We start from the raw sequence: 14,597 nt of genomic DNA, 5'->3' as shown, positions 1-14,597 counted from the left end.
TGTTCTACATCTCAATTATTTTTTTATGGGCTGAATATCAAGATATTGCCAGTTGGTATTCATCATCGGATGTGCTTTAAAACCCTGAACTTGTGGATGTAACAACCAATTTCGAATACGACTGTTATGAATAATCCATGGATTATCGGCCTCAATTTGACGACTGAGTTTTTCATAAAATGGCAAACGCTGAGGCGGTGGTAAGGCCATAGCCTGTGTATAAAGTGCATCATAGGCTTTGGACTGGTAGCAACTGAGATTGCCCTGAGCCGAATTGGGCCCATACAGCAGCTGGGCAAAGTTTTCCCCTTCAGGATAGTCTGCAATCCAAGCCCCACCCCAAATCATATATTTACATTGCATCGCTGCTTTTAAATTGTCAGCAAAGTTACTCACCACAAAGTCGGCACGCAGACCAATCGCATCTAAATTTTTCTTCCACAGTTCAGATTGAATCACGGAACTGGAACTGTTTTCAGTCATAAACTTAAGCGTTAGAGGCTGACCATTCGGTAGCCGACGGTAACCATCTCCCCCCTTTTTATAACCGAAACGATCCAGTAATTTATTCGCCAAGAGCGGGTTATAGGCCACGCTACTCCGATAATTCGGATTAAAGCCTTGTACCCCCTCAGGCACCAACATCTCCGACTTCACCGCCTGTCCTTTATACAGTTGTTTAATGGCTTCTGCTTGGTTATAAGCCAGACTAATCGCACGTCTTAATGCAACTTTTTCAAGCCCAAAACCGCCCACTGTAGGGTCTTGCATATTAAACATGGTATAGGTGATTTCAGCGTCTTTATTGGGGAAATGTTGAATGCCTTGCTTGACCAGTTCAGGTTTGAGTTGTTTGCCATTTAAAGCCTGTGGTACCGCATTGGAAGTCAGTTTGTCAAAATCGAGTTGGCCTGATTTGAACGCGAGCCAGCGTGATTGTTCTTCTTCAATAATACTGACGCTGACTTTGCCAATTTGCGGCATTTTTTTGCCTTGCATTTCTTTAACCAGACGGTTGTCCCAACTCGAACCTGTAGATTTAAAATTCCAAGTAAAACCACGATATTTCGGGTTGGCCACCAGTTCAATACGACTCCGCGGTACATATTTACTCAGTTGATAAGGCCCTGTCCCCACTGGATGCTGCGCGATTCGATCCCCATAAAACTCCACCACTTCCCGCGCTGTTCCACTAAATGTAGCGTAAGCCAAGATATACGGGAAATTATAGTCAGGATGAGTTAATGTGATTTGTAGTGTGTATTTATCGAGGGCTTTTAAACCCGGAATCGCGGCATCATAATTAAACTGGCCTGTTTTCTTGGCTTGAGCAACAGCAGCATCGCCACCGACAATTTTGCCTTCAATAAATGAATAGGTCGGTGAGCGGTTTTTCGGATCCATAATCCGCATCATGGAATAAATATAATCCTGCGCCACCAACTCTCGCGGCTTGCCTTTGAAGGCCGCGTCATCGCTAAAATAAATCTTGGGCTGAATTTTAAAGATATAGACCTTGCCCTCTTGTTCTATTTTTGGCATCGACACTGCTGTGTTTGGAACCAATTGAGCGGGGCGCGCCAAATAATCATATTTTAAAAGCGGTTCAAAAATGGCTTGGGCAATACTACCACTATAAAAATTATAGGTTTTAACTGTATCAAAACCATCGTCTGGCGCTTCATAAGCAATATTTAATACTTTGTTTGGATCTGCAGGCGACTTTGCATAGGCAGAAAAGCCAAAACCCATCGCAAGGGATAAAGCAGCAAGCTTCAGTTTTTTTGAATTCAAGTTCATACCTATACACATCTTTTTTTTAAGCAAGGTGATCTCATGCCATCCATGTTCAATGTCAGTGTTTTATTTTTCAGACAACACTGACAAAAACTTAAAACATAAACCCATGTTTTATAAATTAAATTTTAATTATCAAAATTTAAAAAACGGTCATGGGCAAATATTCACCTCTGCAACAAAGCGAATATCATGCCACGCCTATTTTTTTATCATTCTAATTTAACATTTTGTAAGAAAAATATATGGATATTAATTAGTTATAAATCAGAGGCTCAACTCACATCGGAACATTTTGCCAATTAGTAGCTATTTTTAAACATTCAGTTTAAATAAACTATTGCACAGATTTAATACACCAATGATTCAAATTCGAACATCACAAGAAATACAAAAAACCAAATAAAACATCACAACAATTTGTTTATTAAAGATAAATACTAATAATTCAGTATAATTACAAATAAGATTTTGTATTAAAAATTCAAAAAATCACGACTCATTTTTGATCACTTATTATATGAATAATCATTTTATGATTATTTTTTAATCGATTTATAAGTAATTTTTTGCCATTTTAATTTTTTAAATTCTAGAAAAATGAAAACAAGTTACATAAATCCATACAAATAATAAAATAAAACAATATTTTCCAATAACTTAATTCACAGTCTTTTGTCTATCCCTGAAAGTTGGCATTTGCCTTGCACTCCCTCAGCACAGCAATACCGCTAAATATAGAAAAAGAAGGGTTGAATTTACGATGCAAAAAAACAAACTTGTTCGATCTATGGGGGCCCCAACCATCAGCAAATCAATACTTAAACTAAGTACCCTGACTTTAAGTATGATGTGTTTGTCTTTAGCTCATGCAGAAGAAACAGAAAGCTCAGTCTCAGCAGAACCAACTAAAAAAGTTGCTAAAGTGACTGTCACAGGCTCCTCTATCAAAGGAGTTGCAGCTCAAAGTTCTTCACCCATTACCGTCATTAAAGTTGAAGAGCTTGCGCAACAAGGCGTCACAACTGCCGAAGAAGCTTTAACCAAAATCAGTGCCAACCAAGCGGGTTACACAACCGCGCAAAACGTGGGGGCAAGTAATACCTCTGGTTCAACAGCTAACTTGCGTGGCCTAGGCCCAGACAAAACCTTAGTATTATTAAACGGTCGCCGTTTGGCTTATAGCCCTTTTAGTACCTCTGAAACCAACCTCAATACAATTCCTCTAGCAATGGTTGAACGAATTGAAGTCCTTCGTGATGGTGCATCCGCGGTATATGGCGCAGATGCCATTGCTGGGGTGATTAACTTCATCACCAAAAAACAATATGAAGGTTTCGGTATCAGCAGCGGTGTACTCAAACCCGAAGAAAAAGGGGGGGAAGAATACGATGTCTCTATCTTTGGTGGCTATGGCGACTTAGACGAACAAGGTTTTAACGTATATGGCGCAATCAGCTACCAAAAGTCTAAAGAAATTATGGCCAAAGACCGTAAAGTTAGCCGTCGTGGTGGGCTTTTACCTGAATTAGGGATCGATGCTGGCTCTGCGAATGGTTTTCCTGCTAACTTCTATGACCCAACCAGTGGTGTATTAGCCAATCCTTACGGTAATGCCAACTGTAATAACACTCCTAATGTCGTTGCGGAAGATGGTCTGTGTTTTTTAAACACTCAAGCCTTGATTGGTATTCAACCAGAAACAGAAGACTTATCGGCCCTAGGTCGTGCAACATTCAAACTCAGTGACCAATTCAACGCGATTGCTGAATATGTATATGCAAAAAATGAAGTCACTACCTCAATCGCACCCGATGTCTATAGCCGATCTGTGACACTTCCCAAAGGAAGCCAATACTATCCAGGTGAAGGTATCACTCCTGCTGTTCCCGGTTTAAGTGATGACCCTTTACAACTCTATCTCCGCTCACAAGCGGGTAACCGTGTTTCTAAGACAACCAATGAATCACATCGTATTTTTGCAGGGATTGAAGGTGAAGCATATGGCTGGAACATCGACAGCGGCGTAACCTATGCAAAAGGTAAAGCAAAGGACAGTTTCGTTAGTGGCTATTTAAATCGTAGTCAACTGCAAGAAGGGCTAGATAACGGCACCATTAACCCCTTTGGTCCTTCAGCGGATTCAAGTGTTTGGAATTCATTAGAAGTCAGCGGTACGACCAATGATGCGACCCTAGACTCCACCACCTTTGACTTTACGATCAGCCGTCCAATTTTCACCCTTCCTGCGGGTGACGTGGGTTTTGCCTTCGGCGGTAGCTTTACCACGCAAGACTGGGAGGCAAAGGTAAACTCAGACCTTGTTCGACTTGTCCCAGGTAGTGGCATTGACCCTGACAAACCTATCAGTAAGGGTGACCGTGACATTACAGCCGTTTTCTCAGAGCTACAAATTCCTATTACCTCCACTTTAGAAGCGCAATTTGCAGCCCGTTATGATGACTACAGTGACTTTGGCGACACCTTCAACCCGAAAGTGGGTTTACGCTGGGAACCTTTAAAACAACTAATGTTCCGAAGTACCTACAGTACAGGTTTCCGTGCACCAAGCTTATATGAAATTAATGCGCCGCAAAGCCAAACTTACACGGGGGCAAAATACGATGACCCTGTGCTCTGTCCAGGTGGCGTAGCAACTTCACCGCAATATCAAACAGAATGTAATACTCAGTTTAAGCGTATGCAAGGTGGTAACTCTGAGCTTCAGCCCGAAGAATCAACAACATTTACAGCAGGCTTTGTTTTTGAGCCCCTTAAGAACCTGGTCTTAGCAGTCGATTACTACAATATCGAAATCGAAAATCTTATTGGCTTAACGGGTGAAACCTCCATTTTCGAAGATCCAACCAAATATGCAGATCGCTTTGTGCGAGATGCAGATGGCCGTATCCAATACATCAATACCACTTTAATGAATACAGGCGGCATCAAAACTGAAGGGATCGACATTAGCTTAGACTACCTCACTCCTATGACATCAACAGGTCGGTTTGGCTTTGGAATTAATGGAACCTATGTCATCAAAAATGACTACCAAGAAGAAAAAAATGGAGACTGGGAGGGCTTAGTGGGCGTTTATGATGATCCTGCTGTACTGCGCTGGAAACATACCGCAAACATCAACTGGAGCTATGAAGACTGGAAATTGGTCTTTGAACAGCAATTTTTCCGAGGTTATCACGACCAAAATGCAACAGGTGAAGAAGGCTTTGATAACCACAAAGTTCCAGACTATACCCTCTACAACATTGCAGGCACCTATAAAGGTTTCAAAAACTTAACCCTAACGGGTGGTATCAAAAACCTATTTGATGAAGAACCTGCTGCATCGAATGTTCTAGATAACTTCCAATACGGCTATGACCCACGTTACAGCGACCCAACAGGACGTACTTTCTATGTAAGAGGTACATATACGTTCTAAGCGGATCTGAGCCACAGATTGAAATATTCAATCTGTGGTGATGTTTATACATGCTCAACTTTAACCAGATATATATGGATTTTCCCAAGTGCAATCCAATGCTTTTAAAAAGTAGATTTGGCTTAAATTTTAGGAGTAATTATGGGCACTACATTTGAAGATTTAGAAAAAAACTCCGCCAAAAAACTCACAGGTATTGGCGTTGTGATTTTCTTACATGTTCTTGTTGGCTTGGTGCTAATGGCAGGTTTGGCAAAAGATATTGTCAAACCCTCAACCGAACCTGTGGAATTGGTCATTCTGCAAGATATCAAGCCACCTAAGCCTGAACCACCTAAAGAAGTTCCACCAGAGCCACCAAAAATGGTGGAAAAAGTAGCGCAGCAACCTGACCCCAAACCTGTAGAAAAAGTAGTCCCAGTGCAAAAAACAGTTGCTACACCCGTCACCAAACCGACGATAAGCACGCCGACGCCAGTTGCATCATCGCCTTCTCCAAGCCCATCTCCAACCCCAACACCGACTGCCGCTGCTCCATCACCTGCACCCAAACCCACAGGTGTTACACGTGGAGTATCGGAAGGGGAAGCTGGATGTAAAGCACCAAGCTATCCACGCGAAGCAGAGATGAGTGGCATTTCAGGCACCGTACTGATTTCGGTCTTTGTCGATACCAATGGTAAGGCGCAAGAAGTCAAAGTAAAGCGTTCTACAGGTGACCGTACTTTAGACCGTGCTGCAACGAAAGCGTATAGCTTGTGCACATTTAAACCTGCAATGAAAGATGGCGTAGCTCAAAGCGCTTGGTTCGACATCCCATACGAATTTGTTCTCGAATAATTGAAAAAGATCAGCCGACATTAGGAGTTACACAATGCAAAAATTAAAAAACTTTACCGCAGCAAGCCTACTAGGAATCAGCACATTACTTCCTCTACAAGCTGTTTTCGCAGAGGAAACAGCTGCGACCACTACAGCACTGACTACACCAGTCACTACGACTGAGAAAGCAGCAACACCTGTTCCCCCACCCTTAGCTGAGAAAGCACCTTCTGCTTCAGAAAAAGTGCATAACCCTTATGGCTTAGAAGCAATGTGGAAAGAAGGTGATCTGGTGTCTAAAGTGACACTGTTTATTTTGGTGATTATGTCGATTGGGACATGGTACATCATTATTACCAAGTGCTTACAACAAGGCAAAATCCGTAAACAAGGCCAACATGCCGATAAAAACTTTTGGGAAGCAACCTCTCTTGATACTGCAACTGAAGGTTTAGATGATGCTAGTGTGTATCGTTTTATTGCTGAAAAAGGCATTAAGTCGACAAAAAACCATGGTGGAACATTATTAGAGCGTATCGACTTTAATACTTGGGTCACTATCTCGATTCAACGCGCTATTGACAAAATTCACAGCCATTTAAGTGGTGGGCTGGCTTTTCTAGCAACTGTAGGTTCAACCGCACCTTTCGTGGGTTTATTCGGTACGGTTTGGGGCATTTATCATGCGTTAACCGCGATTGGGGTATCGGGTCAAGCATCTATTGATAAAGTCGCAGGCCCTGTGGGTGAAGCCTTAATTATGACTGCAATTGGTTTAGCCGTGGCTGTTCCAGCAGTGCTTGGTTACAACTGGTTAACCCGTCGAAATAAAGCCGTAATGGAAGAAGTTCGTACCTTTGGTTCAGACCTGCATGCTGTGCTGTTAAGTGGTGAAATCAGCACCAACAATCCTGTTAACCGTGACATGAAATAAGAACATGAGGAATCAGCCATGGGAATGATGGTAAATTCAAATGACAGCGATGATGATGTAATCGGAACCATTAATACCACCCCTCTGGTTGATATTATGTTGGTTTTGCTAATTATTTTTCTCATTACAGTGCCTGTTGCAGTTCATACCGTACCAGTCAATTTGCCTGAAGAAAAGAATGTGCCTTATGAAACCAAACCTGAAAATATTCAACTTGCAGTCAATAAAAATGGCGATATTTTCTGGAATGAAAGTTACATTGCCGATAAAGCCACCTTACTGGCACGACTACAAACAGAGGCACAAAAGAGACCTCAGCCCGATGTCCACATTCGTGGTGACCAACTTACGCCATACGATGCGATTGACCAAGTCATTACCACCACGCAGCAAGCGGGGATTGGCAAAATTGCCTTTGTCACCACACCGCCCTCTTCACCTTAATCAAAGAAGGATTCAGCTATGGGTATGAATGTTGGTTCCAATCAAGATGATGAAGATGTGATGCTTGATGTCAACATGACGCCTTTGATTGATGTCATGTTGGTATTACTGATTATGTTCATTATCACGATTCCATTGCCAAACAACGCCATTAATATCAACCTCCCGAATGGCACACCACCACCAGTTCAGGAAAAACCACCTGAAATCGTGGAACTACGCTTAGATGCTCAAGGCAAAATGTTTTGGAATGAACAAGCTGTGGAGTCCAAACAAGCGCTCGAAGCCTTATTTCAAACCGTTGCTCAAAAAGCAGATCAAGACCAAATTAAACTCAAAGCTGACCGCGCAACGGAATATAAATACATTGCGATGGTCATGGCCGCAGCCCAACGCCTTGATGTAAAAAAAATTGGAGTCGTGAGTAATCAATAAATAAAACCGTCAAAAAAACCGCTGACAAATTTTGCTGTTAGCGGTTTTTTTATTTTTTAATGACTCTACGAATTACTTCAATACGGGAATGTCGATCCACAATGCTTGCGAAAAATGTGTCGCCAAATAAGCTTTTAAATAGGTCGCGGTATCTTTAGAAATGAGTTCATCTTGTGACTCATCATTTAAGTTATAGGCTAAAGCATAGAGCTCCAAACCACGACTTTTCAGTGCTTCTAAACTTAAAATGGTATGGTTAATACTGCCCAAACGCCCCGAACTCACCAAAATTACAGGCAGTTGCTTGGCTGCAATATAGTCAATGCTGAGCAGATCTGTGGTTAAAGGTACCATCAAACCACCCGCACCTTCTAACAACACCACCTCATATTTTTCAGCCAGCTGCTGAGTAGCACGCTCGATTTTTGCAAAATCAATCTCACGACCATCAATTTTAGTCGCTAAATGTGGCGATGCAGGATAACTAAAAATTTCAGGCATGGTCAGCTTACTGTCATCTTCAGGAAACCAGCCCATACCCATAATTTTACGGTGCTGTTCAATGTCTTCAGAAACATCCACATTACCCGTTTGCACTAACTTTTGGGTAATGGTTTTTTGGCCTTGTTCATTCCAAAGCTTGGCTAAGTAGCCCGTAGTATAGGTTTTCCCAATGCCTGTATCGATTCCACTGATAAAGTAAACTGATCCAGTCATGGCATTCTCCGTGCAATACAATAAATAGGGTGATAACTCAGGCGATAATGAATCTGCCCAGAGGTATCGAGTTGTGAAAACTGTTGATAATCTTGATAAAAGCGTTCAAGGGAGTGCTTGGTCCAACGAAAGCTCGATGCAGTTGCCGTGACACCTGTGGCTTTTAAATGTTGCAGTACCTGTTTCGGTGTCGCAAAGTCTAAGTACTCAATTTGTTCAGACAAATGCAGAACATCAAAACCTTGGTTCTGCAATTTTTCCCGTAGTTGATCAAGGTTTACATAATCTAAGCCTTGCCCCGTTAAGGTCTTAATCTCTTGTAAATTCCGCTCACCAAAAGTGGAAAAACAAAACAGCCCTTGTGAAAGTAGACTGTCACTCGCTTTCTGGAAAACAGCACCAAGATCCGTCATCCACTGCAGCGCAGAGGTCGATACGATCAGTTCTAAATGAGCTGGAAAAACAAGCTGTTCAATATCACCTAATAACCAGTCTATATTTGAATAGCCTTGAAAGTGCTGCTGTACCTCGGCATATAAGTCATTCAGTAAATAGTGCTGAATTTGGAAATCATTCAGCAGTAAATGGCTTAAATTGCCTGAACCACACCCAATTTCAAACACCCGCTCAAATTGCGATTTAACAGCATAACGTTGGATTAAATTAAAAAGCTGGCGTGCAATTTGCTTTTGCACAACCGCATGCTCACTGTAGCTTTGCCCTGCCTGAGCAAAGCGCAATGCGACTTGTGCTTTATCAATCTCTAAATTCTTCACGACTCACTCACAACAACTGAATCAACTGATCTAAATCAGTATGGCGAACTTGAGCGGTCAAGGAAATACGTAGTCTAGAACTATGCTGCGGCACAGTCGGTGGTCGTACAGGCATAATATAAAAACCTGCTTGTTGCAAAGCTTTCGCCTTCTCCACCGTTTTGCTCGAATCACCGATGATCACAGGGATAATTTGAGACGTTGATGGACAATCAAAACCTTTAGCCTGAACTGCTTGCTGTAGACGCTGACTGATACTGTGTAAATGCTGACGTGTATTATTTAACTGCAAGACTTGTTGCAAGATAAAGTTGCTCCACGCCATGCAGATCGGCGGTTGTGCCGTACTAAAAATCAATGGGCGCATCGTATTGATCAGATAGTCTCGAATCACAGGGTGACAAATCAGATAGCCACCGATTGAAGCCATAGCCTTACCCAAAGCACCAACTAAAAAGTCGATCTCATCAATCACTTGGTATTGCTCAGCACAGCCCAAGCCTTGCTCACCACGTACGCCAATGCCATGTGCTTCGTCGACATAGAGCATGACTTTTTCAAACTGTTTTTTGATGCGAACCAATTCAGCCAAATCGGTTTCATCACCATCCATACTAAAAATGGACTCGGTCACCACAATGATTCGCTCAAAAGCATCATCGGCATGATACTTGTGCAAAAGTTGGGTCAAATGCGCCAAGTCATTATGGCGATAACGTACCAACTTCGCTGTCGATAAACGAATACCATCAATCATGCTGGCATGGATTAGCTTATCAGCCAGAATTAGGGTTTTACTGTCCGCTAGCGCAGGTAAAATACCAATATTCATGTGATAGCCGCTGTTGAATACCAAAGCAGCTCGACCATGAAAAGTCTGACTAAGATTGGCCTCGAACTGTTCATATTCAGGAAAATTACCCGTCAATAAACGTGAAGAGGCTGAACTCATCCAGCGCTGTGTATTCGGTGTTTCATCGAAAAACTGTTCACGTAATTCGATATTTGCAGCCAATCCTAGATAGTCATTCGATGCCAAATTCAACATCTCATGATCATTGATTCGAATCATCCGCCCTTGCTGCACATTGGACGTAAACTGGCGCAAATTGCCTTGCTGTTTAAGTACATCCAGTTGTGCTGCAAAATGTTCTACATGCTTCATACAACAGGCTCCTGCATCTGCGCTACCACTTCAACCAGTTGCTCAAGTAAGGTCTTCAGTTCCTGTGTGGTAATCACATAAGGGGGCATCACATAGACCAGTTTTCCAAATGGTCGCACCCAAATACCACGGCGGACAAACTCCTGTTGTAAGGTCTTCATATCTACATTAAACGTCAGCTCAACCACACCGATAGCACCCAATACACGAACTTCATGGACATATTCAAGTGACTGCAACGGGGTCAAAGCGGTACGAAGTTGTGTTTCGATGCGTTGAATATTGCTTTGCCAATCTTGTGAAATGAGGAGTTCTGTACTTTTCGCCGCCACCGCACACGCCAAGGGATTGGCCATAAACGTTGGGCCGTGCATAAACACACCCGCTTCGCCTCGACTGATGGTTTCAGCAATATGCTTTGTAGTTAAGGTTGCAGACAGGGTCATATAGCCGCCTGTCAAACCTTTACCAATACACATAATGTCAGGTTCGACCTGTGCATGCTCCCAAGCAAAGAGTTTCCCCGTACGCCCAAAACCCGTCGCAATTTCATCAAAAATCAGTAAAACACCATATTTTTCACAGAGCAATTTGGCCTGTCGTAAGTACTCAGGATGATAAAAACGCATCCCTCCTGCACCCTGAACAATCGGCTCAACAATCAGCGCGGCGATACTTTCATGCTGTGCAGCTAAGGTGTTTTCAAGCTCACGAATGTCCTTCTGATCCCAGGCTGCATCAAAGGCAACTTGCGGTGCAGGAACAAAAATACGATTGGGTAAGCTTGAGCCAAAAATTTGATGCATCCCTGTGACAGGGTCACAGACCGACATCGCATTCCACGTGTCACCGTGGTAGCCCGAACGCGGGGTGACAAAATTGGTTTTGTCTTGTTTCCCAAGCGAAGTCCAATACTGAACTGCCATTTTTAACGCCACTTCAACCGCAACAGAACCCGAGTCTGCATAGAAAATTTTATCTAAACTTGGCGGGGTGATTTGCAACAGTAATTTACCCAGTTGAATGGCGGGATCATGGCTAAAGCCACCAAACATAATATGTGACATGTTTTGCAGTTGGTCTGTCACCGCCTGATTCAGTTCAGGATGGTTATAGCCGTGTATGGTGCACCACCACGAAGACATTCCATCAATCAGCTGACGCCCGTCTTCTAGTTCAATGGTTGAGCCAAAGGCTTTTTTAACTTTAAAGGTGGGGAGCGGATTGGTCATCGAGGTATAAGGATGCCAAATATGTTCCCGATCAAATGCTAAGTCATCCAACTCACCATCCAATTTGGCATTGATCTCAGTCATCCTTAACTCCATATCGACTACAGTTACAGCAAAATTTCAATTTGACTGATCTTAAACCTGCGCGCATCAAAAAGAAATTGCGATATTCGCCACTCAGCGAATTGTTTAATCCATTTTTTGTAAATATTGGCAGATTTTGTCAGTTACTCCATCGGCATGAAAAACTGGAAGCCCATGTGAACCACTTAAAAGCATCGCATCTAAAAAATTTGCACCTAAAGCGTTTAAATTATCCAAGACTTTGTAGCTAACTAAAAAATCTTGTTTAGCCAGCAGATGGAGTTGATGCCCCGTATAATTGTGTAAGATCTCAACCGTATTTAAATGCTCTAAACAATTGAGTCCCTGTTTTAACAGATCTAAAGACTGAGGCTGAAGCAAACTTTGCAACTGCAAAAAATCTTGCTTGGTGGTTGCCGTCCCTTGGCACACCATAAATCCAAATTTCTTTAAGGTTTCAATCGCATCTGCTTCGAAGGATTGTTTAAAACTTTGAAATGTCGCTGGACTCATCGCGATTGGCCAATTTTCATACGCCACAAAGCACGGATTTGAAGCCAAAGTAATTAATACTTTTTGCTGTTGATACTGCTGTTCAACAGCCTCGACCAATAAAGTCGCCAGTTGCCCCCCCAAAGACCAACCGATCAAGACATCAAAGTCTTTGGCTTGTTCAGCATGTTGCTGCAACACCTGTGCGTCCAATCCATTAAAAATATTGATCAGCTCAACCGTATGCCCTTGGTGTTGCAAAGCATGAGCCAAAGGTTGTAGTAACTTAGTCCCACCACCCCAGCCTGTGATGAGTAAAATTTTTTGATTCAATGTAATACTCTTATCAAGATAAAACATCAATATTATGAAATAATTTCAAAGCCGTTCCTATGATCAATATGCTTGATCGAGCTCAGTTAGATGCTCTGTTGCAGGTTCAGTTAATAAAACTGCTTTAATAGCATTCATCTATTTATCCATATTTTCCAAATCTACCAATAATGCAGCTGGATAAACTTTTGCCCAATTGGTTTTAAACTGCTTATGCATAGCATCAATTGGAAAGTTGCTTTCTCTGCCAATTTGCTGTGCTCGCGCAATATCTTCTGCACGCATATAAGCAATTAAATAATCCTGACCTGCAAGATCCACATGAAACCACGATTCCACAAATACACCTTCTGCCTTTAAGGTTTCAATGGCTTCATCTTTACGTTCATTCAGTTCTTGCTTCCACACTTCTACATTTTCTTTTGTCTTAGGTTTTAATTGAATCAATACCGCGCCTACATCCATAACATCTCCAACAAAATAATTTTTATTCTTAACTTAGTGACTATTCAACAGATCAGAAACAATTGCAAACACTCGCTGCTCAGGAAGAACTCAAAATCTGCTAGGATCAGTACAAGCTTCCATAAAAAAATGCCCCATGAAAATGACCAGCCTTATGCAAATTAGTTTACTCAGCATTGCCGCATCCAGTGCTTTCAGCATTCCGGCGTATGCCAATAATAGCTTATTCAATTCCGCAAGCAGTGATCAAAAACAATGGGTCGGCAAGCCCGCACCGAGTTTTAAGTTACAAGATCAAAATGCCAAATGGCATGAGCTCAAACAATATCAAGGCAAATGGGTCGTTCTCTATTTTTATCCGAAAGATGACTCACCGGGCTGCACCCAAGAAGCCAATCAGTTCAAATCACTCTACCCACAATTTAGCAAAAATAATGCGGTGGTCTTAGGCGTGAGTTTGGACGATGTACAGTCACATCAAAAATTTTCTAAAAAGTTAGGGCTGAATTTCCCTATTTTGGCTGATCACAATCATCAACTGGCAAATCAGCTCGGCATCGTACGCAACTTGGGCATCGCGAAAATTGCGAAACGTGAAACCTTTCTGATCGACCCACAAGGTACGGTGGTCTATCACTACAGCAGTGTAAATACCCAAACCCATGCGGGACAAGTATTGGTAGATATTCAAAAGTTCTCTAAAAAATAACCCATACAAAAAAGCCTTCGAACATTGATTCAAAGGCTTTTTAATTACTCAACATGTAAATATACATGCCACTTTTTACATAAAGTGGCATGTATCTCTTACATTTGAGACTGAATGTAGTTTTGCAGACCAATCAACTCGATTAAACGTAATTGTTTTTCTAACCAATAAGTGTGGTCTTCTTCAGTATCTGACATTTGCTGACGTAACATGTCACGGGTAATGTAATCACCCTTTTCTTCACACAATTTTACGCCTTGCGCTAATTTTTCACGTACATGATATTCAAGCTTTAAATCGGCTTTTAAGCATGAAACCACATCTTCACCAATTTCAACGTCATCACGTTGCATATTCGGTGTGCCTTCCAAAAACAAAACACGGCGAATAATTGCATCCGCATGTTGTGCTTCTTCTTGCATTTCATGATCGATACGCTCAAAGATTTTGCTCAAACCCCAATCTTCATACATACGTGAATGAATGAGATATTGATCGCGTGCAGCCAATTCTCCACCGATCAACATATTTAAGTAGTCTACGACTTCAGGATTGCCACGCATTTCAAAATCTCCATTCTCTAATGCAACTATTATGGACACATTTAATTCACTTTGCAAAAGATAAATTATGTAAGTTTATGATTTTTATATAATTAAAATGAGAAACATACGCATTTGCAGTATGAATCATCAAAATAATAGTTATAAAAGAAGCCTTTGCAAAACTCCATCTCTTTTACAAAGG

14 protein-coding genes are annotated in these 14,597 nt (G+C 41.8%); 6 read left to right on the top strand and 8 right to left on the bottom strand.

Annotated features, from left to right (window positions below):
- Nucleotides 1-15: 15 nt before the first annotated feature.
- On the bottom strand, nucleotides 16-1,806 hold the full coding sequence (locus tag GVX98_RS03410; RefSeq protein WP_171503323.1) for an ABC transporter substrate-binding protein: 1,791 nt from the start codon (nucleotides 1,804-1,806) through the stop codon (nucleotides 16-18).
- A 754-nt stretch (nucleotides 1,807-2,560) separates the two neighbouring features.
- On the opposite strand from GVX98_RS03410, the gene GVX98_RS03405 reads away from it, so the two are divergent.
- From GVX98_RS03405 to GVX98_RS03385, 5 genes are all read left to right on the top strand, one after another.
- Nucleotides 2,561-5,242 (top strand): TonB-dependent receptor, encoded by a 2,682-nt coding sequence (locus GVX98_RS03405; protein WP_159127261.1) that lies wholly within the window; start codon nucleotides 2,561-2,563, stop codon nucleotides 5,240-5,242.
- Nucleotides 5,243-5,383: 141 nt separating this feature from the next.
- Nucleotides 5,384-6,082 (top strand): energy transducer TonB, encoded by a 699-nt coding sequence (locus GVX98_RS03400; protein ID WP_004982982.1) that lies wholly within the window; start codon nucleotides 5,384-5,386, stop codon nucleotides 6,080-6,082.
- Between the two features lie 34 nt (nucleotides 6,083-6,116).
- Entirely contained in the window at nucleotides 6,117-6,998 is an 882-nt protein-coding gene (locus GVX98_RS03395; protein ID WP_159127260.1) for a MotA/TolQ/ExbB proton channel family protein, read from the top strand.
- 18 nt (nucleotides 6,999-7,016) lie between these two features.
- Nucleotides 7,017-7,442 carry a biopolymer transporter ExbD gene (locus GVX98_RS03390; RefSeq protein ID WP_004982985.1) on the top strand — a complete coding sequence of 142 codons (426 nt, stop codon included), beginning with the start codon at nucleotides 7,017-7,019 and terminating at the stop codon, nucleotides 7,440-7,442.
- Between the two features lie 18 nt (nucleotides 7,443-7,460).
- Nucleotides 7,461-7,877, top strand: a complete 417-nt coding sequence (locus GVX98_RS03385; RefSeq protein ID WP_004695313.1) for a biopolymer transporter ExbD — start codon at nucleotides 7,461-7,463, stop codon at nucleotides 7,875-7,877.
- 72 nt (nucleotides 7,878-7,949) lie between these two features.
- On the opposite strand, the gene bioD is transcribed toward GVX98_RS03385, so the two are convergent.
- The 6 genes from bioD to GVX98_RS03355 form a co-directional block, all read right to left on the bottom strand.
- Nucleotides 7,950-8,594: a dethiobiotin synthase gene (bioD, locus tag GVX98_RS03380; RefSeq protein WP_004982988.1), complete on the bottom strand. Its 645-nt coding sequence runs from the start codon at nucleotides 8,592-8,594 to the stop codon at nucleotides 7,950-7,952.
- A complete protein-coding gene (bioC, locus tag GVX98_RS03375; RefSeq protein ID WP_159127259.1) occupies nucleotides 8,591-9,370 on the bottom strand; it encodes a malonyl-ACP O-methyltransferase BioC in 780 nt (259 codons plus the stop codon). Before bioC ends, bioD begins: the two co-directional genes overlap by 4 nt.
- A gap of 7 nt (nucleotides 9,371-9,377) precedes the next feature.
- On the bottom strand, nucleotides 9,378-10,535 hold the full coding sequence (locus GVX98_RS03370) for an 8-amino-7-oxononanoate synthase (protein WP_159127258.1): 1,158 nt from the start codon (nucleotides 10,533-10,535) through the stop codon (nucleotides 9,378-9,380).
- The gene (gene bioA / locus GVX98_RS03365; RefSeq protein ID WP_159127257.1) at nucleotides 10,532-11,851 is read right to left on the bottom strand and encodes an adenosylmethionine--8-amino-7-oxononanoate transaminase; all 1,320 of its coding nucleotides are present in this window, start codon (nucleotides 11,849-11,851) and stop codon (nucleotides 10,532-10,534) included. Before bioA ends, GVX98_RS03370 begins: the two co-directional genes overlap by 4 nt.
- A 105-nt stretch (nucleotides 11,852-11,956) precedes the next feature.
- Complete coding sequence (locus tag GVX98_RS03360) at nucleotides 11,957-12,703, bottom strand: hydrolase (protein ID WP_159127256.1); 747 nt, start codon at nucleotides 12,701-12,703, stop codon at nucleotides 11,957-11,959.
- A gap of 111 nt (nucleotides 12,704-12,814) precedes the next feature.
- The gene (locus GVX98_RS03355) at nucleotides 12,815-13,141 is read right to left on the bottom strand and encodes a DUF6176 family protein (protein WP_159127255.1); all 327 of its coding nucleotides are present in this window, start codon (nucleotides 13,139-13,141) and stop codon (nucleotides 12,815-12,817) included.
- 136 nt (nucleotides 13,142-13,277) lie between these two features.
- Here GVX98_RS03355 and GVX98_RS03350 point away from each other — a divergent pair, with 136 nt between their 5' ends.
- Nucleotides 13,278-13,850, top strand: coding sequence for a peroxiredoxin (locus GVX98_RS03350; RefSeq protein WP_035326783.1), 573 nt, complete (start codon nucleotides 13,278-13,280; stop codon nucleotides 13,848-13,850).
- A 98-nt stretch (nucleotides 13,851-13,948) separates the two neighbouring features.
- Here GVX98_RS03350 and bfr read toward each other — a convergent pair whose 3' ends face one another.
- Nucleotides 13,949-14,413 (bottom strand): bacterioferritin, encoded by a 465-nt coding sequence (bfr, locus tag GVX98_RS03345; protein ID WP_004695301.1) that lies wholly within the window; start codon nucleotides 14,411-14,413, stop codon nucleotides 13,949-13,951.
- Nucleotides 14,414-14,597: the final 184 nt, after the last annotated feature.

It is taken from the genome of Acinetobacter sp. 8I-beige, from assembly GCF_902505955.1.
GTDB classification, from domain to species: Bacteria; Pseudomonadota; Gammaproteobacteria; order Pseudomonadales; family Moraxellaceae; genus Acinetobacter; species Acinetobacter johnsonii.
The sequence above is the reverse complement of the archived record's forward strand: the minus strand, read 5'-3'. Positions and strand labels throughout refer to the sequence as shown.